This window comes from Natrialbaceae archaeon AArc-T1-2, assembly GCF_030273315.1.
GTDB lineage: Archaea > Halobacteriota > Halobacteria > Halobacteriales > Natrialbaceae > Tc-Br11-E2g1.
The window spans coordinates 268,797-290,723 of record NZ_CP127174.1 but is presented as its reverse complement, the minus strand read 5'-3'; the positions used below and the strand labels follow the sequence as shown (position 1 = coordinate 290,723).

Sequence of the window (21,927 nt, the reverse complement as noted above, 5' to 3'; positions counted from 1 at the left end):
CCTTTTGCAGTGTGAGTCTCTACCGAGAGATATGAGCCGTGACCGGGCCCTGCTCGAGCGGGCCCTGGAACGTGGCGAACAGGACGGCGGCAGTGTAGAGTTCAAAGAACGACTCTCGCGAGACGTCCACCTCGAGGGCGGACGACGGGAGAGTCTGGCCGCACAGCTTCGACACCGCGTCCTCTCGGGCGACGGCGAGGCGACGTACGTTCTCGGCGTCACGGACGACGGCGGACTCGCCGGCGTCGACCCCGACACCTTCTCTGAGACGATGGACGTCCTCTCGCTGCTCGCAGAGGAGGCAGACGCCCACATCGAAGATGTCCAGACGTGGGGCGTTCCGGGCGAGGACGAAGGCGAAAGTGCGCCGAACGACCGATCGTCGACGCCTCGAGACGGCGGCATCGTCGGCGTCGCGCGGATCTGTGACGGGGCCGTCCTCGAGACCGACGACGAACACGTCGTCGTCGGAACGGCGGGTCACGTCGACCACGGCAAGAGCACGCTCGTCGGTTCGCTGATCACGGGTACGGAAGACGACGGCGACGGTGCAACGCGTGCCTTTCTCGACGTCCAGCCACACGAGGTCGAACGCGGGCTCTCGGCGGACCTCTCGTACGCAGTCTACGGCTTCGACGACGACGGTCCGATCCGGGTGCCCAATCCGGACCGCAAGCAGGATCGCGCACAGGTCGTCGAGGAGGCAGACCGGCTGGTCTCGTTCGTCGACACCGTCGGCCACGAGCCGTGGCTTCGCACGACGATTCGCGGGCTCGTCGGCCAGAAACTCGATTACGGACTGCTCGTGGTCGCCGCCGACGACGGCCCAACCCGGACCACCCGGGAACACCTCGGCGTCTTGCTCGCGACCGACCTGCCGACGATGGTCGCGATCACCAAGACCGATCTCGTCGACGACGACCGCGTCGCCGAGGTCTCCCGCGAAGTCGAACGGCTTCTTCGTGACGTCGACAAGTCGCCGCTTCGGGTCGACCGCCACGGCGTCGACGCCGCCGTCGAGGAGATCAGCGACACCGTCGTCCCCATCGTCGAGACCAGCGCGGTGACGATGGACGGTCTCGAGACGCTCGACGAGCTGTTCGATCGCCTCCCGAAGACCGCACGCGACGACGGCGCGTTCCGGATGTACGTCGATCGCAGCTACTCGGTGACCGGCGTCGGCGCGGTCGCCTCCGGCACCGTCATGGCCGGCGAGGTCGAAGCCGGCGACGAACTCCTGCTCGGGCCGATGCCCGACGGTCACTTCGAGGAGGTCGAGGTCCGCTCGATCGAGATGCACTACCACCGCGTCGACCGCGCCAGGGCGGGTCGGATCGTCGGCATCGCGCTCAAAGGCATCAAAGAGAGCGCCCTCGAGCGCGGCATGGTCTTGCTACCCGCAAGCGCCGACCCCGATCCGGTGCGGGAGTTCGAAGCCGAGGTGATGGTGCTCAACCACCCGACCCGGATCGGCGACGGCTACGAGCCCGTCGTCCACCTCGAGACGATCGGCGAGGCCGCCGCCTTCTACCCCGAGGAGGGACGACTGTTACCCGGCGACACCGGCAAAACGCGGGTTCGGTTCAAGTTCCGGCCGTACTACCTCGAGCCGGGCCAGAAGTTCGTCTTCCGGGAGGGCAGAAGCAAGGGCGTCGGCACCGTCACGGACGTCTACCCCGCCGACTGAGCCACTCGCGGCCAACTCACAGACCGAACGAGTCGACGAGCAGCTCCTCGTTTCTCTCGCCGTAGACGGACGTCGAGCCGCCGAGGACGTCTACCGTGACGGTTGCGGGCGCGAACAGCTCCGCGGGCGTCTCCTCGAACGACCACTCGAGGTCCTCGAAGATCGCCCGGAACGGTTCGCCGTGGTCGTCGGCGGCCGTCGAGGGGATCTCGTCGAACCGATCGAACTCCTCGCGGACGATCAGATGGGCACTGCCGCCGTAGGCGATGGCGTCGTTCGTCCGTGCGATGGCCCCGCGTTCGTCGCCTGCGATGGGTGCGACGGGTGCTCGCCCGCTCGCGGAGACGATATCCAGCGGATCGTACCCCAGTTCTGATAGCCGGAACGTCGCCAGTTCGGCCACGCGAGCGGCGTTCGTGACGCTGCCGACGACGCTCGCAGTCGGGTACGCAAGCAGGAAGACGCCACTGGTCTCGACCCCGGCGAGGTCGGCGACCTGTGCGGCGGCAGCCGCGGTCGGTTGGGTGTCGGTCTCGACGGCGAGTGCCGTCAGATCGAACGCGTCGGTGTAGCCGACTCGGTGAAACTCCTCTTCCTCGGCGACCAGCGCCCGGGCCGGGCCGCTTCCTAACCCCTCGAAGTCCTCGGTCGCGAGCTCCCAGCCGGCCTTCTGGGAACAGAGCAACGACAGCGCCGGTTGGTCGGTCGAGAGCTCGACGTGTGGGATCGACGCATCGCCGATCTCGGCGAGGTACCGGTTCGGCGTCGCCAGTCCGGCGGTCTGGATCTCGGTCGCCAACAGCCCGGCCTCGACGCCGCCGTCGAACTCGAGGCCGAGATCGAGCACCGTCGCCTCGTTTTCGAGTTCGTACGCGCCGATATCGAGTTCTTCGGCGTACTCGAGGGCCTCGTCGACCAGTTCGATCGCCGTTCGGTTGAGACTGTCCATGTCCCGTCGTTTCGGCCCCCCGGATAAAACAGTTTGTCGACGGCTTCTGACAGCGTCAGTCAGCAACGTCGTATCCCGCGTTCTCGATCGCGTCGGCGATCGTCTCGGCATCGCCCTCGTCGTCCCGGTAGTCGACGGTGACCGAGCCCGTCTCGTGGTTGGCTTCAGCGTCCTCGACGCCGGATAAGCTGGTCAACGCGTCGACGACGGCGTCCTCACAGCCGGCACAGGCCATTCCTTCGACCTGGAAACTACGCTGGCTCATACGCTCCCTTGGCGAACCCGTCTGGTGAGTGTTCCGCTTTCTGTGTCAGGCGGTTCAGTCGTCCCGACTCGACGCCGGGCGTCCGAGGTGCTCTTCGACCGACGAGACTTTCTCCTCGGCTGTGACGTCGTCGGTCCGCTTATCGTCGATCTTCAGGACCGTGCTCACCCGATCAGCCTCCACGGCCTCGTGGGCGGCCTGAACCGCCGCGAACAGCTCGTCGACGTCGTCGGCCTCGATCGTCGTCCCCATCGGCGTCGTCTCGTAAGCAACGTCGTAGGACTCGAGGGCGTCGACGGCCTTCGCGACCTCGCCCGACATGCTGTCTTCGATCACCGGTGCCACGCTTAGAAAGGCGACGACTGTCATACGCGACTCGAGGACGGCGAGGAAAATATACTGTCGGATGTACTGCCGGGTCGCGGCGCCGGAGGGGGCGAGTTCGACGGATTCCAGTTCCGAACGAACGTATCACGACGCCATCTGGTGTCGGTACCTTTAAGTCCAAAGAGCGAAATCGTTCAGATGACGCTTCGCTTGGAGGGCCGAAGCGTCAGCGGGGACCAATTCAGGGCGGCAAGCGATTGCACGACCCTTTTCAGTCGTGCAATCTGCTTTCCTGTTTCGCTGTAATCGACCGGATAGCGGCCGGCGTCTCGAGGGACTGATACCGTACTCGGCTCCGTCAGCGTCGATTTCCGCGCTGGAACGACGACGGGACCGTCCGTTCCACGAGTAGCGACCGATTTCGTGACCCGGCATCGACCGGTTGTGCCCGCAAGAAACGACTAATTCCATCCACCGAAACGATCAGAAGACTAAACATGAACTGGGAGTTATGGGACGAATCAGATAGATAGATCACCGACGTTATCATTCGTGATCGACCGAAACGTCCTCAGTCGATGGTAATATCCCCCTTTCGATCGAAACAACCCGATATCTTTATTAAATTCCGACAGTAATCCCGGCCTAGTCCTCTCCCAATGTACGACCTGACAGGATTCCAGCGAGACTTACTGTACGTCATCGCTGGGGAAGAAGAGCCGCATGGACTCGCGATCAAAGAGGAACTCGAGGAGTACTACGAGAAAGAGATTCACCACGGGCGACTGTATCCGAATCTCGATACCCTCGTCGATAAAGGACTCGTCGAGAAAGGTCGGCGCGACCGACGGACGAACTTCTACACGCTCACCCGGCGCGGACGGCGCGAACTCGAAGCGCGCAGAGAGTGGGAAGCCCAGTACGTCGACCTGTAACGTGATCGGATCGCGAGCGCTCACCGCAGTGGTCGGTCTCGTCGTCGGACTGGCCGTGAGCGTCGCGGTTTGGCTGTACTTCGAGACGCTACTGCTGTTTCTGTTCGTGCCGTTCGTCCCGTTTCTGTTCGCGAGTCGACGTCGAGACCGCCGCCCGACGCGGCACTGTCCCCGATGTGGGTTTCAGACGACCGATCCGGAGCACGAGTACTGCCCGCGCGATGGCACGCGACTTCGTGATCGCGACCACGAGTGACGCGAGTCCAGCACCGGTGTCGAGCCCCCGCCGGCGTGTCGTTTATATCCTCCACTGATGAAACTCCTCGAGTGAACGACGTCGTTCTGCAGGTCGTCGAGGCCCCGCTCGAGGGGACCGTCGTCCGGATCGCACTCGCCGGCGCGCTCGGAATGTTTCTCGGTCTCGAGCGCGAGTGGTCCCAGAAGTCAGCCGGCATCCGGACGTTCTCGCTCATCAGTCTGCTCGCTGCGGTGTTTACGATCCTCGCGCTCGAGACCGAGATCGGACAGGGACTGCTGGTACTCGGCGGACTGTTGGTCATCGTTCAGGGCGTGTTGCTCGCGGTCCGAGGACTCACCGGCGAGGAGGATACGGGCCTGTCGCTGACGACGTCGGTCTCGATGCTCGTCGCCTACGGCGTCGGGGCGATGGTCGCCGCCGGCTTCATCCTCGAGGGCGTCACCGTCGCCGTCCTCTCGTCGCTGTTGCTCGTACTGAAACGAGAACTCCACGAGTTCGCGTGGGGGCTCTCCCGCGAGGAGATGCGGGCGAGTTCTGAGTTTGCCATCCTCGCGTTCGTCGTCTACCCGCTGCTTCCCGCCGAGTACACCCTCGACGTCGGCGGGATCGCGATCCCGCTCGAGCCACAGGTCATCTGGCTGATGGTCGTCGCCGTCGCCGGCATCGGCATCGTCAACTACGCGATCGTCTCGACCTACGGCGGCCGGGGAATCGCGGTGACGGGGTTTTTCGGCGGACTGGCGTCCTCGACGGCCGTCGTGGGAACGATGCTCGATCACGTCCACCAGCGTCCCGACGCGGCCTCCTACGCCGTCGCGGCCGTGTTGCTCGCAAACGCCGCGATGGCGGCGAGAAACCTCGCGATCGCCGTCGCCTTCACGATCGGAACCGGCAACTCGCCGCTTTTCGAGGCGGTCGTCCCGCTCGGCGCGGTCATCGTCCTCGCGTTCGTCATCGCCGCGGTGACGGCGGACTGGCGCGAATCAGCGGCGATGGAACTCGAGAGTCCGTTCTCGATGAAAAACGCGCTCGGGTTCGGGGCCGTCTTCCTCGTCGTGCTCGTCTTCGGCTCGCTCGCGGAGACGTGGTTCGGGACGCTCGGCTTCTACGCGACTGCCGTCGCGAGCGGGCTGGTCTCGAGTGCTGGCGCGACGACCTCCGCGGTCGTGCTCTACCGTGGCGGCCAGCTCGGATCGGCGGAGGCGACGATCGCAATCCTGCTCGCGACCGTTGCGAGCATCGTCGTCAAGGCGGTACTCGCAACGACGTCGACGAACGCGGACTTTCGTCGGCAGGTCGCGATCTACAGCGCGGCGTTGCTCGTCGGCGGCGCGGTCGCTTCGACCGTGGTCGTGGCCTGACACTGCCGGAGCACACGGTTCGGACACCGATCGCGTCTCGAGCTCGATCGGGTAGTCGTTGATCGGTCCAGTAGGATTTGTCGAAATACTTAGTATGTTATAGGTACGCCACTAGTTTATACCGGAGGAACTCGAACTCCCAACGCGAGAGAAATGGACGTACGTATCGAAAATGGTCGTCATGTGATTAAAAAGTGGGACCAGGTTTTCGAAATTCTCACGGCAGAGCCACGCCGTCAGCTCATCGTCTCCCTGTTAGATGCACCACCAGGCCAATCGGTTTCATTGCCGGAGCATGCAGTGAATCCAAACATTCCTGCCGATCCAGAGAAAGTTCGGCGAGAGTTGCATCACTGCCATCTACCTATGCTGGCTGACCATGGGTTCATCAACTGGGAGACAGAGCCGTTAGTTGCATCTCGTGGCCCACGGTTTGACGAAGTCGCTGTCGTTCTTACTGCGTTACACGCAACCGCGACCGACATTCCCGATTCGTTAGTGATCGGCTGTCAACGACTCGAACGGGAGCGACAGACGAGTTTCAGAGACTAACCATCAGCCTGACCACATCGTACTACCCGCATCTTCACGATCTGTTATCGGAGCACCGAATACTTGGTTCAGCGAGTGACAGAGGTAGGTATGGATAGAGCGACGGTCGAACCCCAGGTCGACGCGATCCCCGGAGAGCGAGCACGGCGGTGGGTCTCGTATCACCACGAGTTCGCCGCTCCGAGCACCTACGTCTACGAGTTCGTCCTCGACGCACAGGGTGAAGCGATCGGCCCCTTCTGTACCGACGTCGACGGCAACGTCTTGCTCGATTTCACCGGCCACGTCGGTGCCGCCCCGCTCGGGTACAACAACCCGACGATCCGCGAGCGAGTTACCGCGTTCGACCTGCCCGACCCGACGAAGATCGCCGGCCAGGACTTCTACGTCAGCGCCGGCTACCCGCCCGACGATCCCGACTTCCCGGGCCCGAGCCAGCTGATGGAACGGCTCGTCGACGTGACCGAGTACGGCATGGACACCGTCTTCCTCTCGAACTCGGGCGCGGAGGCGGTCGAGAACGCCATCAAAATCTGTTACGCGGCCGGCGGCCACCGCGCGTTCACGACCGACGGCGCATTCCACGGCCGAACCCTCGGGGCGCTCTCGCTCAATCGCTCGAAGACGGCCCACCGGAAAGGCTACCCCGAGATTCCGGGCGTCGTCTCGATCCCGTTTCCCTCGACGGACGAGGCGTACGAACGCGACTGGCTGACCGACGGCCCCGGTGGCAACGTCGTCGCCGACCGACTCGATCCCGAGCAGGGCGTGATCGACCCCGACGAGGTCGCTTACCTCATTCTCGAGCCGATCCAGGGTGAGGGCGGTTACCACGTGGCCCACCCCGCGTTCGCCCGCGACCTCGAGTCCCTCCGCGAACGGTTCGACCTCCGGATCGTCGCCGACGAGATCCAGTCCGGGCTGGGCCGGACCGGCGAGTTCTGGGCCGTCGACGGCCTCGAGCTCACGCCCGACGTGATCGCGAGCGCCAAGGGATTGCGCGTGGGCGCGACGATTTCTCGCGCCGAGTGCTTTCCGGACGAGCAGGGACGGCTCTCCTCGACGTGGGGAGCTGGCGACGTCCTCGCCGCCTTGCAGGGAGCGCTCACCATCGACGTCGTCCGCGAGGAGAACCTGCTCGAGAACGTCCGCGTCCGGGGCAAACGGCTCCGGGGGCTGCTCTCGGACGCGGGCCGGGAGTCGATGGTCGACGTCCGCGGGCGCGGGCTGATGGTCGGCGTCGAGTTCGACACCGAAGCGCGACGTGACGAGGTCATGGCGGCCGCGATGAGGCGGGGGCTGCTCACCCTCGGCTGTGGGTACAAGACGTTGCGCCTGTTGCCGCCGCTCGACGTCACCGAACGCGAGATCGACCTCGGCGTCGAACTGTTTCTCGAGGCCGTCGCCGCGTCAGAGGGCATCTGATTCCGGCTCGAGGGCTCGGCCAACGCGGTCTCACTCCGCCCAGTACGCCTCGCCGGGCTGTTCCTCGAAGATCGCCCGTCCGAGCAGGTCGATCGCCTTCTCGAGGCCCTCGCGGGAACTCGTCAGCGAGTCCTCGTGTTCGATGCTCAAGACGTCGTCGTAGCCGACCATCCGGAGCGTCGAGACGATATCCTTCCAGTGGGTCTCGCCGTGGCCGTAGCCGACGGAGCGAAAGAGCCACGAGCGGTTGGGCTCGTCCTCGTAGGCCGTCGTATCGAGGACGCCCTTCTCGCGAGCCTGAGGGTCGTAGATCCGCGTGTCCTTGGCGTGAACGTGGTGGATCGCGTCCCGCTCGCCCAGATAGCGGATGGCGTCGGTGATCGAGATGCCCTGCCAGTACAGATGCGAGGGATCGAAGTTCGCGCCGACTCGCGCGTTCGTCGCCTCGCGCAGGCGGGCCAGCCCGTGTGGTTCGTACACCAGCATGTTCGGGTGCATCTCGATCGCGACGTCGACGCCGTGGTCGTCGGCGTCGGCAGCCAGGCCGTCCCAGTACTCGATGGTCCGCTCCCACTGGTACTCGAGAGCCTCGGCGTGTTCCGGCGGCCACGGAGCCGTGATCCAGTTCGGAACCGTATCGTCCGGACCGCCCGCGGGTAGCCCCGAAAAGCAGGTGACCGTGTTCACCTCGAGCTGGGACGCGAGCCGTATCGCCTCCCGGAGCTCCGTGTCGGCACGTGCGGCGCGGTCGTCGTCGGGGTGGACGGGATTGTTGTGCGTCGCAAGCGCACTGATCCGCATCCCGTGTGCCGAGAGGAGCTCCTGAAGGTCGTCCTGGGCGTCCTCGTCGTCGAGGTACGTCTCGCGACGAAGGAGGTTCTCGCCCGGGAAGCCGCCGACGCCCGGCTCGATCGCGTCGACACCGCGGTCGGCGAGGTACGCGAGCGCGTCCTCGAGCGATTCGTCCGCAAGCGGTGGGGTGTGGACGCCGATCTCCATGCGATGGCGACCACACCGCGAGGAACAATAAAGGGACAGCGCCGACTCCACTCGAGTGTGACGACCGATACGCACGAGATTCCGGTCACCGACGACGAAGCTGTCACCGCGACCGTCCATCACGGGCCGTCCGATCGGTGGTTCGTCTGCTGTCACGGCTTTCTAAGCGACAGGACGGGAAGTTACGAGAGCCGTTGTGAACGCGCCGTCGAGGCGGGCTACAGCGCGGTCCGGTTCGACTTCCGTGGCTGTGGCGACGCCGACGGCGCGTTCGTCGATCAGACGCTTTCGGACAAACTCGCCGACCTCGAGGCCGTCGTCGACCGCGTCGACCCCGACTCGTACGTCCTCTTCGGCTCGAGCTTCGGCGGCAAGGTCGCGTTTCACGCCGCACCGACCGACGATCGGGTCGAGGCCGTCGTCGCTCGCGCTCCCGTCACCGACAACCGATCGTTCGACGAGTACCGCGAGGCCGTACGGGAAGACGGCGAGTGCCGGTTCGAGGACGGCCGGCGGATCGACCGACGGTTCTTCGACGACCTCGATCGATACCCCTTCGACGACGTCGCAGCCGCACTCGCGGTTCCGGTCGCGATCGTTCACGGCCGGGACGACGAGTCGGTGCCACTGGGCGACAGCACCGACGCCACCGCAGCCCTCGAGACGGACGTCCTGCTCGAGGCCGTCGCGGGAGAGGGTCATCGGTTCTCGCGGGAGGGCGAGAGACGGATGCGCGAGCGGGTGTTCGATTGGCTGGGGTGTGTACGCGAGCGTTGACAGCTCGAGTCTGCCGGTTACGAGTCCGCGGCCGCAGCCGGAAGCGTCACCGAGAACGTCGACCCTTCGCCGGGTTCGGACTCGACACGGATCTCGCCGCCGTGGCGCTCGACGATCCGTTCACAGAGTGCGAGTCCGATGCCGGTGCCGGTGTGTTCGCTGCGGCCGTGGAGGCGCTGAAACACGTCGAAGATACGATCCTGCTGCTCGGGATCGATCCCGATCCCCTCGTCGCGAACCGAGACGACCCACTCCGCCCCGTCGCGGTCGGCCGAGACGTGAATTCGGGGAGCGTCGTCGCTGTACTCGATCGCGTTGTCGAGCAGGTTCTGGAACAGCTGTCGGAGCTGGCTGGCGTCACCGTCGACACGCGGCAGCGACTCGACGGTGATCTCCGCGTCGCTCTCTGCGATCCGGACTTCGAGGTCCGACAGCACGTCCTCGAGGACCGTATTCAGGTCGATCGGCTCGAGCGGCTCGCCCTGCGTCTCGACCCGGGAGTACGCGAGCAGCCCGTCGATCATCTCGCGCATCCGCTCTGCGCCGTCGACGGCGAACGCGAGGAACTCCCGGCCGTCCTCGTCGAGGTCGTCGCCGTACCGGCGCTCGAGTAACTGGAGGTAACTCGAGATCATCCGCAGGGGCTCCTGTAAGTCGTGACTGGCGGCGTAGGCGAACTGCTCCAGGCGGCGGGTCTCCGTCCGGAGTTCCGTGATGTACGCGCGGCGTTCGAAGTGAACGGTGAGAAGCGTCGCGAGCGTCTCGATCAGCTCCCGCTCTGATTCGAGAAACGGCGTCGCGTCGTCGTCCGTAGCGGATCCGACGTCGACGACGTCGATTGCGATCGGCGTGTCGTCTTCCGTGCTGGTGTGGGCGGAAATTTGCCGATTGCAGGGTTCGAACGCCTCGGTGACTGCGTCGTGTTCGCCGACCGAGACGCGTGCAGCGGTCCGGTCCGGGTGACGGAAAAACTGCGGTAGCTTCGTGGCGAACTCCTCGAGCAGGTCGTCGACCGGCGGTTCGCCGGGCTCGAGCAGGTCCGTGGCGATTCGGATGGCCTCGAGTTCCTTCTCGCGTTCCTCGAGCGCTTGCTTGCGCCGCGCCGCCAGTTCTTTCAGGTCGGTGATGTCGGTCGCGGTCACGACGACCTGTTCCGGGCTCTCTTCCTCGTCGGTGATCGGCGTGGCGTTTATCGACAGCCACGTCCGTTCGCCCGTCGGCGGATCGACGAGAACCTCCCGATCGTACAGGGGCTCGCCCGTCTCGAAGACGCGGCTCGCGGGACGGTCCTCGACCGGAATGAACTCGCCGCTCTCGTCGAACATGTCCCGTTGGCCCGCGACGTATTCCGACATCGCTTCGGGCGAAAGCGAGAGCAACGCTGCCATCCGCTCGTTGGCCCGGCTTATCGAGCCGTCCGCGTTCACGACCGCGATGCCGACCGGACTGGCCTCCAGAATCCGCTCGACCAGATCGCGTTCGCGTTGCAGTTGCTGTTCTCGTTCGCGCTGGTCGGTCATGTCGCGGGTGACTTTCGCGTACCCCTGTACCTCGCCCTCGTCTCGAATAGCTGTGATCGTCACGTCCGCCCAGAATCGCGACCCGTCCGCACGGACGCGCCAGCCCTCGTCCTCGATGGCACCCTCTGCGCTGGCTCGCTCGAGGTTTCGGTCCGGAACGCTCGCCGCTCGATCGTCGTCGGTGTAAAACGTCGAGAAGTGCTCGCCGAGTATCTCGGACGAGTCGTAGCCTTTGATCCGTTCGGCGCCCTCGTTCCAGCTGACGACGTGACCGTCGGGATCGAGCATGAAGATCGCGTACTCTTCGACCGCGTCGACCAGCGATTTGAGCCGTCGCTCGCTCTCTCGTCTGGACCGTTCGGACTCCCTTCTGGCGGTGATGTCGTAGTACAGTTCGATTCGCCCGCCCGCGTATCGTCCGGACTCGATCGGTGTACTCCGGTGTTCGAGCCAGCGTTCGTCGCGGTCGCTGTCGGACGTGATCCGGCACTCGAACTGTTCGACGTAGGTGTTGTCGTCGTACGTCGCCAGGACGGTCTCCGCGAACGCGTCCGGATCGGCGAGGCGATCCCGGATCGTCTCCTCGATGAGCGTTCGCTTGTCCCGACCGACGACGTCGGCCCGGTTCAGACCGAAATACTCCTCGACGGTTTCGTCGATCCAGACGACGTCGAACGAGTCGTCGAGGACGAAGACGCCGACGTCGGCCTCGTCGATGACCGAGGTGATCGACTCGTCGGCCACCCGGGCGGATCTGGGATCGGGTCGGTCTCGGTTTCTAACCCGACTGGAATCGTCCCGAACGACGCCGACGGTCCCCTCGAGGTCGCCGTCATCCACGAGGAGACTAAGCCGCACTTCACAGCGGACGAACTCGCCGGCTGCCGTCTCGAGTGTGACCTCGAACGCCGTCTCGTCGTCTGCGTCGCCCTCGAGCCGGGTCCGAATCTCGCGTTCGAAACGCTCGGCGTCGTCTTCCGCGAGGACGCTCGAGACGTGCTCGCCGAGGAGTTCCTCGCGATCGTACCCCGTGGTCTCGGCGATCGCGTCGTTGATCGCGACGAATCGGCCCTCGGCGTCGAGCTGGTAGATTCCGTCGTCGACGGCGTTTATCAGCGTTCGGTACCGGCAGAGCGCCTCGGTCTCGTCGGCGTCGTCCCAGACGGGCCCGCCGGTAGTCCGCGTCCGGTCATCCATACTGGTCGTGACGCCGTTGGGCCGGATAAGTCATCTGTCTCGGCGGGGGGAGTCGCTCTTTCCGGTGTCGCGATGAGTGAATAGTTCGACGCGATGAGCTATGAACTGGCGAACAGAAGCGAACCATTTTGTCAATCAAAACCCAACTTGGAACGGGTGAGCGACGTGGATCGAAACGTGGGCGGACTCGATCGTACTGGACGTATCGTCGTCGGTCTCGTGGCCGTTATCGCGGGCATCGTCGCCCTGTCGGGCTACTGGGCCGTCGGTATCGCCGTCGGGATTGTCGCTCTCGTCGTCGGAGCCGTCCTTCTCGTGACCGGAACGACCCAGAAGTGTCCCATCAACGAAGCCGTCGGCGTCGACACGACCGAGTGATTCGGACGAGAACGCCCTGGCCTGGGCAGACCTACCGCGTTATACTATCGGCTGTAGCTGTGTAAAATTCACGCCACCCCGTGGCGGCGAGACTCGTTCACGACGTACGTCCGGCAGTATTACTGCTCCTGTTCGGTGTAGCGGACGACGACGTCGGCGCGGTGGGAGTCGATGAGCGGCCCGGTCGGCAGATGAATCGCTGACTCGGCGTAGACGCTATCGCGAGGTTGGATCTCCTCGGCGACCGGTGGCGGGTCGGTTCCGACCGGATGACCGATCGTCACGACGACGCGCTCCGGCTGGCGGAGCGGGACCGGATCGGTGTACTCGACCGTTACGTCGATGAGCGTGAGTTCGGCGTACTCCGGCGACTCGAGGACGGCAGTGACGTCGTCGGTGACGTCTTCCTCGTAGGCTCCGGTCCGATAGGTGTCGTAAGACACGACGCCGAGAAACGTCGAGAGAGCGACGATCGCGACGACGAGCGCGATCGCACGCCGTCTCGTGGCGACGCGTGCTTCGTCCGCACCGAACCAGTTCTCCGGTCGATACCCCTTCTGCCAGAGGACTGCGAGGCTGGTGACGTTGATCGCCAGAATGTTGACGAGAACGAGAACGCCCGCCGCAATTGCGACCTCGGGCCGACCCCACGCGATGCCGATTCCGACGACGCCCAGCGGTGGAACGAGCGCGGCGGCGATCATGACGCCGACGAGCGCGGCGGAGGTGCCTGCGGTGAGCGTCCACGCGCCCGCGACGCCGGCGCCGATCGCGATGACGAGTGAGAGCAAGTCCGGCCGTACCCGCCCTTCGATCTCCGAGATCGCGAAGAGGTCGATCATCGGCGACACGAGCCCGACCTGGCGGACAGCGATCGCGAAGACGGCGGCGGTGACGACGCCGATGCCGAGTCCGATCGCCTGCAGTTTGATCCCTCGCCAGAACAGCGCCTGGTCGTTGATCACTGTCCCGACGCTCGCGCCGAGGGCGGGCCCGATCAGCGGGGCGATCACCATCGAGCCGACGACGACCGCCGGCGAGTCCAGCAACAGGCCGGCCGTCGCGACGATCACGCTCATGATCGTCATCACGAGATAGGTGCTGAAGCGAGGGGTGAGATCCTTCGCCCGGGCCTGCATCTCCTCGCGAGAGATGCGTGCGGTGTTCTGGGCGTATCGCTGTTCGAGGTCGTCGTACCGATCGGAGACGACGGTTTCGGCCTCGACGATCACCGTGTAGGAGTCCTCGTCGATGCCCGTCTCCCGAAGGTCGTCGAGAATCGATTCGACTGCGGGCGTCGGCAGCGGGAACGTGACGACGACCGAGGGTTCGTCGTGGCTCCCCTCCTCGACGAGGGTGTAATCGATCCCCTCGTCCTCGAGAACCTCCTCGACGGCCTCGCGTTTTCGTTTCGGAATCAGCACTTCGACGAGTCGCATGGATTCGTCTCCACAATGGTGCGGAAAAGCGTTCGTCCTGCTACTGAAAGAGAACGACGGGGTGCAGGCCGGGGTAGTTGATACTGTCGGTCATACCGACGTGAACACGGCTGGTGACAGCACGGCCAGACACACGTTCAACGGCCGGATCACCCGGATACCAGTTCACCGGTCCATGACCGACAGTATAAGTTTCGGCCGTCGACTACTTTTCACCGATGGAGTTTGCCGCCTTCGCCGACCAGGTCGACGAGATCGAAGCCGAGTCCTCAGACCACGGGACCGTCGACGGCGTCAGCCGACTGCTCGAGCACGCCGCCAGGACGGACCCCTGGGACGAGACGCCGGGAGAGAGCGAAGAGCGAACCGGCGATCTCGAGGTCGTCGCCCGATACGTCCAGGGGCGGGTGTTCCCGGCCTGGGACGCCCGCAAGCTCGAGGTCGGACCCAGCGCCTGTCACGAGGCGATCGCGCGGGCGGCCGGACGAAACGTCGACGCCGACGACGTCGAGGCGCGACTCGCGGCGGTCGGCGAGATCGGCACGGTCGCGGCGAGTTACGAGTTCGGCGGCCAGCAGGGACTGGGGGCGTTCACCGACGGCGACGGCACAGACGGCCTGACGATCCGGGAGGTCCACGAGACGCTCGTCGACCTCGCGGCCGCCGAGGGATCGGGCAGCCAGGACCGGAAGGTCGACCTGCTCTTTGGCCTGTTCAACCGCTGTACGAGCACCGAGGCGCGCTATCTCGCCCGGCTCGTCCTCGCCGAGATGCGCATCGGCGTCGGCGAGGGGACGGTCAGAGACGCCGTCGCCGCCGCCTTCGACGTTCCCGATGATCGGGTCGAACGCGCCCTGCAGGTGGCAAACGACTACGGCCGGGTCGCCCGCGTCGCGATCGAGGACGGACTCGAGGGACTCGAGGCGATGACGCTTTCGGTCGGCCGGCCGGTGAAGGCGATGCTCGCTCAGGCCGGAACGGTGACCGAGGCCGTAGAGTCCTGGGAGGAGGCGGCCGTCGAGTGGAAGTACGACGGCGCACGCGTCCAGTTACACCACGCAGACGACGAGGTGCGGGTCTTCTCACGGAACATGGAGGACGTAACCGACGCCCTCCCCGAGGTCGTCGAGTTCGCGGACGACCGTCTCGACGCCCCCGCGATTCTGGACGGCGAGGTCGTCGCGATCGACGAGGCGGGCGATCCGCTCCCGTTCCAGGAGGTGTTACGCCGCTTCCGGCGCAAACACGACGTCGCGAAGGCTCGCGAGGACGTGACCGTCGAACCGGTCTTTTTCGACTGTCTCCACGTCGACGGCGAGGACCTGCTCGAGACGCCGCTGCGTGACCGTCACGCCCGTCTCGAGTCGCTGCTCGCAGGCGGCGAGGGCCGCTCGAAGCTGTGGCTGACTGACGACCCCGACGAGATCGACGCAATCGACGCCGAGGCGCTCGAGTCTGGTCACGAGGGGATCATGCTCAAAGATCCCGACTCGACGTACTCGCCGGGTCGACGCGGAAAGCGATGGCTCAAGCGAAAACCGGACGTCGAGACCCTCGATTGCGTGGTGACCGGTGCCGAGTGGGGCGAGGGTCGGCGGGCGACGTTTCTCGGAACGTTCGAGCTCTCGATCCGTGACGGCGAGGCATACGAGACGATCGGCAAGGTCGCGACCGGCATCACCGACGAGAAACTGGCCGAGCTGACGGCGTTGCTCGAACCCCACGTCAGAAGTCAGGACGGGACGAGCGTCGACGTCGAGCCGGCGGTCGTCTTCGAGGTCGGCTACGAGGAGATCCAGTCCTCGCCGACGTACTCTTCCGGCTACGCGTTGCGGTTTCCCCGGTTCGTCGGCGTTCGCGAGGACCTAGATCCGGACGACGCCGACACCGTAGAACGAGTCCGGTCGCTTCGAGAGACGTGACGCCGCCGAGAGCTTTTTGCTATCGTCTCACATGTCACCAATTATGGCCGTCGTCTCGGTGTTTGCAGTCGATGCAGGCGAGTTCACGCTCGGACAGGTTCTCACGGCCGACCTCGACGTCGAAGTACGCGTCGAGGCGGTCGTCCCGACGTCCGGCCAGCTCGTGCCGTTCGTCTGGGTCGATGGCACGGACGTCGACGTCTTCGACGAACGCGTCGGCGCGTGCGAGCGCGTCGAGTCGGTGTCGGAACTCGATCGGATCGACGGTCGGACGCTTTATCGCATCGAGTGGGGTGAACGGTCCGGTCGTCTCGTCGACGCACTCGAGGCGAACCGGGCGACGGTACTCGACGCCCGGGGCGGCGACCGGTGGACGTTCCGACTCCGGTTTCCGACACACGCGGCGCTGTCTGCCTTTCACGAGCGTTGTGAACGCGACGGGATCGGGCTCTCGGTCGTCCGGATCAGTTCGCTCGAAGGCGAGTCACTGGACCGTCCCGGGCTGACCGCAGAACAGCGACAGGCGCTCGAACTCGCCACCGAGCGGGGTTACTTTTCGGTTCCGCGAGAGGTTACGCTGTCCGAACTCGCGGACGAACTCGGCATCTCGACGCAGGCGGCGTCAGAGCGCGTTCGACGGGGGACGGACGCGGTGCTTCGATCGACGCTCGATGGGAGCAGGCGACGCACCTGACTGATCGAGGACGCGGTCGGCCGCGGTCTGGGTCCGGTCATACTGTCGGTCATGGACCGGTGAACTGGTGTGTGCCACAACCGGCGGTGCAGCGGGTGTCAGCCCGTCCGCTCTCGCGGGCGGGTTACGTATGTATGACCGACAGTATCAGGATCGCCAGTACGCCGGCAGCAACAACACGAGCACGGGGATGATCTCGATGCGGCCGATCCACATCATGATCACCATGACGGCACGCGTCGTAACGGGAAAGCCGGCGTAGTTGTCCATCGGTCCGGCCATGCCGAACGCCGGTCCGATGTTCAGAAAGATCGAGGCGGACGCGCCGAGTGCCTCGAACTCGGTGACGGTCGTGCTAGCTCTGGCGGCGTCGACGACGACGAACAACGTCAGCAGGAAGAAGATGACGATCGCGAGCATGACGTAGGCGAAGATGTCGTTGACCGTCTCTTCGTCAACGATGCTGTCGCCGAGCCGGATCGGCCGCACCGCACTCGGGTGAATCGCCGTAAAGAAGTTGCGGTACAGCCCCTTGAGGATCACGAGCCAGCGAAGCGTCTTGATCGAACAGGTCGTGCTCCCGGCCATCCCGCCGAGGAACATACACAGAAAGAGGACATGTTTCGCCCCGGCCGTCCAGAGGTCGAAGTCCGCCGAGGCGTACCCCGTCGTCGTCACGATCGAGACGACGTTGAAAACGCCGTGTCTGATCGTCGCCTCGAACCCTTTCTCGACGTCCGGATCGAGACCGATGATGACGGTGACGATCACGCTGAAGAAGACGATGAGGCCGAGATAGAACCGAAGCTCTTCGGACTCAAGCGGACGTTCGAACTCACCCTGCGTGAGATAGTACAGCAGGACGAAGTTGGTCGCGCCGAGGATCATAAACGGCAGCACCGCCCACTGGACGATCGGCGCGAACGCACCGATGCTCTCGGGTTCGGGCGAGAAGCCGGCGGTCGCGACGCTCGTGAACGCGTGTGACACCGCATTGAAGAGATCCATGTTGGGCGCGAGCCCGACGAGGTGTAACGCGTAAAACGTCGTCGCAGCGAGGATGGTGATCGCGACGTACAGTCCCCAGATGAGCCGGGCGGTACTCGCGATCTCCGGCGTCAGCTTGGTCACGTTCCGTGACTGGGTCTCGGTCTCCATCAGTTGAGCGCCACCGACCATCAGGTTCGAGAGCAGCCCGATCGCGACGATCAGGATGCCGAGTCCGCCGAGCCACTGGATGAGCTGTCGCCAGAGCAAGATCGCCCGGGGCTGATTCTCGAAGTCCCAGCCGCTCATGACGGTCGCCCCCGTCGTCGTCAACCCGCTCGTGCTCTCGAAGAGGGCGTTGACCAGTCCTCCGACGGGGCCGGCAAACGCGGAGTTTCCATCCGCCGTGAGCCCGACGATGAAAAACGGGATCGCGCCGACGGCCGCGACGCCGAGCCAGGTCAGCGCGACCATCAGGAACCCTTCGCGTTGTCGGAGGTCGCGATCGTCGCTCAACCGCTCGAGGGAGATCCCAGCGACGGCCGTCACCACGATCGCAACGAGAAACGGGAGGATGGGGTCGCCGTCGAACGCAGCCAGTGCGAGTGGAGCCACGAGCGGAACGGCGATCCACTTCAGCACCGTCCCCGTCAGGCTACAGCTCGAGCGCCAGTCGACGCGAATTCTCATCGGCTGGGGACACCTGTGTCGCCGGGGGAAATAATGGTTCTGAATACACACGGCGTGAATGTGCTCGTCGAATGTCGCGTCGTTCTCCAGCGCGTGCGACGACACCCCTCAGGACTCCTCGAGTTCGCCGTGGTCGGCGGCTCCCGACTCGCCACGCCCTTTCGGCGACAGCGGGATCGCAGCGACGAGTAACACAGCGACGTAGAGCGCAACGACGGCGACGACGACCGTTCCGGAGACGCCGGGAAGTCCTGCGCTCTCGGGAAACGGCTCGTCCGGGTTGAACGCCCAAAGGTGGAAGAGCCAGGCCAGAAGCATCGCCGCGATCAACGGGAGATAGACCCGACGCAAGCGGTGGGCGAGCGCACCACGATAGCTGATCTTCGGCTCTGGATCGCGGTAATCCTGACTAAGCTGTGCCCGCCACGCGTCGTGTTCGACGCCCTGGGACGGATCGAGCGCGTTCGCGAAGAGGTTCTCCTGTAAGGATCGTACCCGCGATCGCCAGATGTCGTAGTCGCGAAAGCGCCGCGCCTCGATGAGGAGGAAGACCGTTCCCATCATGACTCCGGCCAGAATCACCGCGTGAGAGATCTCGCCCGAGAACGAGTACGCGACGATAGCAGACATGACGGTCACCGCCCAGTCCGTGGTGGTGTCGAGCCGGTCGCGCCACTCGACGGTTCGTTCGACCTCGCCGCGGTACAGGTGTGCAGCGATGGACCCGAGTCCGGTACTCTGATCGACCATCTCTCTGCCGATCGCTTTCTCTTCGGGATCTTCGGGATCGAACCCACCCGTTCCGTCGCTCATAGGCGCGAGTGACGAGTCGGGGGCACAACGATCTGTTCCCTGGATGAGCGTGGCTCCGACCCGACACCGTCCATTCGCGCCGACGAGGAGACTTCGCTACGTCGCCACGTCCGGCAATCGGTCCCGTAACTGCTCGAGTTCTCGATCTGATCCGGCGACGACGAGAGAATCACCGCGTTCGACGAGGCGGTCGTCGACGTCGGTACGACACCCCCCGTCGCGCTCGAGTGCGAGGACCGCACAGCCGGTCCGTGTTCGTATCGCCTCCGGCCGTACCCGCTTGCCGGCGAGCGGCGAGGCGTCGACGCGAACGAGTCGAAGCTGCTCGTCGAAGGCCATGGCGTCGCCTTCGAAGATGGTATCGGTAACCATTCGGCCGGCGACGTTCGGCAGCGCGAGCACGTAATCTACGCCCGCGGCTCGAAGCCGACTCACGTTCTCTTTCCGACCGATCGCCGAGAGGATCTGTGCTTCCGGGTTGAGCTCTCGCGCGACGAGTGCCGTCAGGATGGCGTCGTCGCCGTCTTCGAGCGCAATGACGACCGTTCGAGCGTCTTCTATCCCCGCCTCGTGGAACGTTTCTTCGGCCGTCGGATCGCCGACGACGTCCGCCTCGTACCGCGTGTCTTCGGTCGTCGGATCGCCGTGACCGACCGACGTTTCGCCGTCCCGTTCGACGAGCACCGTCTCGAGCCCGGCGCGTTCGAGGCTGCCAACGGCGGTCGAACCGATAGCGTCCGAGCCGACCACGAGGACGGGATCCGAGGTCGAACGGTAGTGACGGCCCCTCGAGCCGACCCGTTCGGCGACCGCCTCGAATTGGGACTGGGTTCCGGCGACGAGCACCGTCGTGTTTTCGTCGGTGTGGACGCCGTCCGACAGCGTCGTGACGAAGTCGCCACGAACCCAGGCGCCGAGTACCGTCACCCCCGTTCGTTCGATCCGACGGACGTCCTCGAGCGGGACGGCGAAGAACTCGCTGTCGTGGTCGATCGGATACTCCGCGACGTGGAGGCTCTCTCCGGGTTCGTCTGCGTCGTCTATATCGACATCGACGACGCCGCGTACCTTGTCTCCGAGCGCCTTTCCGAGGCGGTGTTTTGGCGAGAGGGTCTCGTCGACGCCGGCGTATCGCAGATATCGCGCGCGAGACGGATCCTCGATGAGCGCGAGAATCGCCACGTCGGGATTTCGCTCACCGATCGCGAGGATGGTGCTGACGAACTCGTCTTCGGTCGCGTCGATGACGATCGCGAGTGCGCTCTCGACGCGGGCGGCCTCGAGCGCCGCGTCCGTGGTGGGGTCGCGGTGAAGCACGCGGATTCCGTCGTCGTACAGCTCCTGTGCGCTTTCGGCGTCGGCCTCGAGGACGACGTACGGCGTCTCGTTCGACTCAAGTTCGTCGACGAGCGACGCACAGAGTTCCGTATATCCGACGATGACGACGTGGTCTTCGAGTTCGTCGGCATCCTCGGGCGCCGACGGCTGCACGAGCGTCTCCAGCCAGGGGACGACGAACAGCGGAAACGCGACGAAGAGATACGTGATCCCGGTCAGCTGGATCACGACCATGAGGATCGTCATCTGTGGGGTTTCCCACGGCGCGTCCTGTCCGTACCCCGTCGTCGTCATCGACTGGACGACGATCTCGAGTGCGCCGTACCACGTCCTCGGCTCCCCTTCGAACGTCGCCATTCCCCACCGATAGACGACCGTATACGCCGCGACCAATGCGAGCAAGGAGCCGACGTAGATCGCGATCCGTCTGGTCAGCGCGGTCACGGTCTCACCGACCGGTGCGTTCGCGTCGTTGACTCGTACTCGTACCTCGTTCGACAGTCACGTGTTCCAGTAGGCGCTGATCGACCATCGTTCTTGGCGACGCCACTTACCGACGTCGGATACTGCACCGAAAATGTATCGCCCGGAACACTACCGAGCGACAATCTACTAGTAGTCTCGGTGGAAGTGTATTAGATCATCTGAGGCGCTCAAATGCGTAAAATCAGCATATCCATTCAAATCCATGCATCGAGTTCCTCACGCCCCCTGAACGAATTCCGGTTCTGGTACGCATCGGTCATTGTAATAAGGCCAGCCGCAACCTGGTATGCTGGCATTGTATCATCGTAGAGGAGAACAATGCCTGAGTGAACGTCAGATGGTAATCCACCGAAATCTTTCACGTCACTCGTCACGATAATCAGTTCGTGTTCTCGGGCGTACGGTAGAACATCCGCTTTGTCCTCGGCTCCCTGCCAGAGCGCGTCACGGACGTGCTCAGCGTGGATTTCTTCCTTCTCTAAATACGTCGCTGTCTTCGGATCAATGTTCTCGTCGAGTAGAAAGCGCCACTCGCTCATTTCAGACGGCGTCCGGATCGACGCCTTCAGGACGACTGATGGATCGGCGGAACTCTTCCATGGCGTCTTCACGTGCCTGCTCTACAGTATGGATCTCCCGCGGATGGTCGTGATAGTACGCCAGCGCGTGATACACGTCAGCTACGTCGAGATCGTACCGATCAGCGACAGCCTCGGGATCTTCGCCACGCTCTTCGATCAGGGCGTACACCTGACGGACGCTGACTCGGCGGCCACGGATGTGGGGCTCGCTCATTAGCTCGTGTGCGATCCGCCGGGATTCTCCCTCGGACATACCTACACGTTGCTGCTACTCCCGCAAAAGCATACTGCTGACAGGGATGTGGAGATATGAAGAGTGCATAAATCATTCTCAAGGAGTTAATTT

The 21,927-nt window shown here is 64.5% G+C and carries 21 protein-coding genes; 10 read left to right on the top strand and 11 right to left on the bottom strand.

The features are described 5' to 3' along the window. Positions 1-31 precede the first annotated feature (31 nt). On the top strand, positions 32-1,687 hold the full coding sequence (locus QQ977_RS01395; protein ID WP_285927095.1) for a GTPBP1 family GTP-binding protein: 1,656 nt from the start codon (positions 32-34) through the stop codon (positions 1,685-1,687). A 16-nt stretch (positions 1,688-1,703) separates the two neighbouring features. Here the strand turns inward: QQ977_RS01395 and mch are convergent, their stop codons facing one another. From mch to QQ977_RS01380, 3 genes are read right to left on the bottom strand one after another with little or no spacing between them, the layout of a single operon-like run. Beyond that, positions 1,704-2,636, bottom strand: a complete 933-nt coding sequence (mch, locus tag QQ977_RS01390; protein ID WP_285927094.1) for a methenyltetrahydromethanopterin cyclohydrolase — start codon at positions 2,634-2,636, stop codon at positions 1,704-1,706. A gap of 55 nt (positions 2,637-2,691) precedes the next feature. Beyond that, entirely contained in the window at positions 2,692-2,901 is a 210-nt protein-coding gene (locus tag QQ977_RS01385; protein WP_285927093.1) for a heavy-metal-associated domain-containing protein, read from the bottom strand. 54 nt (positions 2,902-2,955) lie between these two features. After that, on the bottom strand, positions 2,956-3,270 hold the full coding sequence (locus QQ977_RS01380; protein WP_285927092.1) for an MTH1187 family thiamine-binding protein: 315 nt from the start codon (positions 3,268-3,270) through the stop codon (positions 2,956-2,958). A gap of 617 nt (positions 3,271-3,887) precedes the next feature. Between QQ977_RS01380 and QQ977_RS01375 the strand changes: the two genes are divergently transcribed. The 5 genes from QQ977_RS01375 to QQ977_RS01355 all read left to right on the top strand — a co-directional run bounded on the left by QQ977_RS01375 (position 3,888) and on the right by QQ977_RS01355 (position 7,760). Continuing rightward, on the top strand, positions 3,888-4,163 hold the full coding sequence (locus tag QQ977_RS01375; RefSeq protein ID WP_152942641.1) for a PadR family transcriptional regulator: 276 nt from the start codon (positions 3,888-3,890) through the stop codon (positions 4,161-4,163). 1 nt (position 4,164) lies between these two features. After that, complete coding sequence (locus QQ977_RS01370) at positions 4,165-4,419, top strand: hypothetical protein (RefSeq protein WP_285927089.1); 255 nt, start codon at positions 4,165-4,167, stop codon at positions 4,417-4,419. A gap of 71 nt (positions 4,420-4,490) precedes the next feature. Then, positions 4,491-5,783 carry an MgtC/SapB family protein gene (locus QQ977_RS01365; RefSeq protein WP_285927088.1) on the top strand — a complete coding sequence of 431 codons (1,293 nt, stop codon included), beginning with the start codon at positions 4,491-4,493 and terminating at the stop codon, positions 5,781-5,783. Positions 5,784-5,936: 153 nt separating this feature from the next. Then, positions 5,937-6,335: a hypothetical protein gene (locus tag QQ977_RS01360; RefSeq protein ID WP_285927086.1), complete on the top strand. Its 399-nt coding sequence runs from the start codon at positions 5,937-5,939 to the stop codon at positions 6,333-6,335. Positions 6,336-6,425: 90 nt separating this feature from the next. Next, positions 6,426-7,760 (top strand): aminotransferase class III-fold pyridoxal phosphate-dependent enzyme, encoded by a 1,335-nt coding sequence (locus tag QQ977_RS01355; RefSeq protein ID WP_285927084.1) that lies wholly within the window; start codon positions 6,426-6,428, stop codon positions 7,758-7,760. A 30-nt stretch (positions 7,761-7,790) separates the two neighbouring features. Here the strand turns inward: QQ977_RS01355 and QQ977_RS01350 are convergent, their stop codons facing one another. Further along, a complete protein-coding gene (locus QQ977_RS01350) occupies positions 7,791-8,759 on the bottom strand; it encodes a sugar phosphate isomerase/epimerase family protein (protein ID WP_285927083.1) in 969 nt (322 codons plus the stop codon). A 57-nt stretch (positions 8,760-8,816) separates the two neighbouring features. On the opposite strand from QQ977_RS01350, the gene QQ977_RS01345 reads away from it, so the two are divergent. Then, positions 8,817-9,536, top strand: coding sequence for an alpha/beta hydrolase family protein (locus QQ977_RS01345; protein WP_285927082.1), 720 nt, complete (start codon positions 8,817-8,819; stop codon positions 9,534-9,536). A 17-nt stretch (positions 9,537-9,553) separates the two neighbouring features. Here the strand turns inward: QQ977_RS01345 and QQ977_RS01340 are convergent, their stop codons facing one another. Continuing rightward, complete coding sequence (locus QQ977_RS01340; RefSeq protein ID WP_285927081.1) at positions 9,554-12,253, bottom strand: PAS domain S-box protein; 2,700 nt, start codon at positions 12,251-12,253, stop codon at positions 9,554-9,556. Positions 12,254-12,409: 156 nt separating this feature from the next. Between QQ977_RS01340 and QQ977_RS01335 the strand changes: the two genes are divergently transcribed. Continuing rightward, positions 12,410-12,631: a YgaP family membrane protein gene (locus tag QQ977_RS01335; protein ID WP_285927080.1), complete on the top strand. Its 222-nt coding sequence runs from the start codon at positions 12,410-12,412 to the stop codon at positions 12,629-12,631. 119 nt (positions 12,632-12,750) lie between these two features. On the opposite strand, the gene QQ977_RS01330 is transcribed toward QQ977_RS01335, so the two are convergent. After that, a complete protein-coding gene (locus QQ977_RS01330; protein WP_285927079.1) occupies positions 12,751-14,070 on the bottom strand; it encodes a TIGR00341 family protein in 1,320 nt (439 codons plus the stop codon). A gap of 218 nt (positions 14,071-14,288) precedes the next feature. Between QQ977_RS01330 and ligA the strand changes: the two genes are divergently transcribed. Next, positions 14,289-15,992, top strand: coding sequence for an ATP-dependent DNA ligase LigA (gene ligA, locus QQ977_RS01325; protein ID WP_285927078.1), 1,704 nt, complete (start codon positions 14,289-14,291; stop codon positions 15,990-15,992). Between the two features lie 43 nt (positions 15,993-16,035). Further along, the gene (locus QQ977_RS01320) at positions 16,036-16,686 is read left to right on the top strand and encodes a helix-turn-helix domain-containing protein (RefSeq protein WP_285927077.1); all 651 of its coding nucleotides are present in this window, start codon (positions 16,036-16,038) and stop codon (positions 16,684-16,686) included. A 147-nt stretch (positions 16,687-16,833) separates the two neighbouring features. Here QQ977_RS01320 and QQ977_RS01315 read toward each other — a convergent pair whose 3' ends face one another. The 5 genes from QQ977_RS01315 to QQ977_RS01295 all read right to left on the bottom strand — a co-directional run bounded on the left by QQ977_RS01315 (position 16,834) and on the right by QQ977_RS01295 (position 21,834). Continuing rightward, a complete protein-coding gene (locus QQ977_RS01315) occupies positions 16,834-18,363 on the bottom strand; it encodes a TrkH family potassium uptake protein (RefSeq protein WP_285927076.1) in 1,530 nt (509 codons plus the stop codon). A gap of 108 nt (positions 18,364-18,471) precedes the next feature. After that, entirely contained in the window at positions 18,472-19,176 is a 705-nt protein-coding gene (locus QQ977_RS01310; RefSeq protein ID WP_285927074.1) for a DUF2270 domain-containing protein, read from the bottom strand. 96 nt (positions 19,177-19,272) lie between these two features. Further along, positions 19,273-20,958, bottom strand: a complete 1,686-nt coding sequence (locus QQ977_RS01305) for a potassium channel family protein (protein WP_285927073.1) — start codon at positions 20,956-20,958, stop codon at positions 19,273-19,275. Between the two features lie 236 nt (positions 20,959-21,194). After that, positions 21,195-21,539: a DUF5615 family PIN-like protein gene (locus tag QQ977_RS01300; RefSeq protein ID WP_285927072.1), complete on the bottom strand. Its 345-nt coding sequence runs from the start codon at positions 21,537-21,539 to the stop codon at positions 21,195-21,197. Position 21,540: 1 nt separating this feature from the next. After that, positions 21,541-21,834: a DUF433 domain-containing protein gene (locus tag QQ977_RS01295; protein ID WP_285927071.1), complete on the bottom strand. Its 294-nt coding sequence runs from the start codon at positions 21,832-21,834 to the stop codon at positions 21,541-21,543. Between the last annotated feature and the right edge of the window lie 93 nt (positions 21,835-21,927).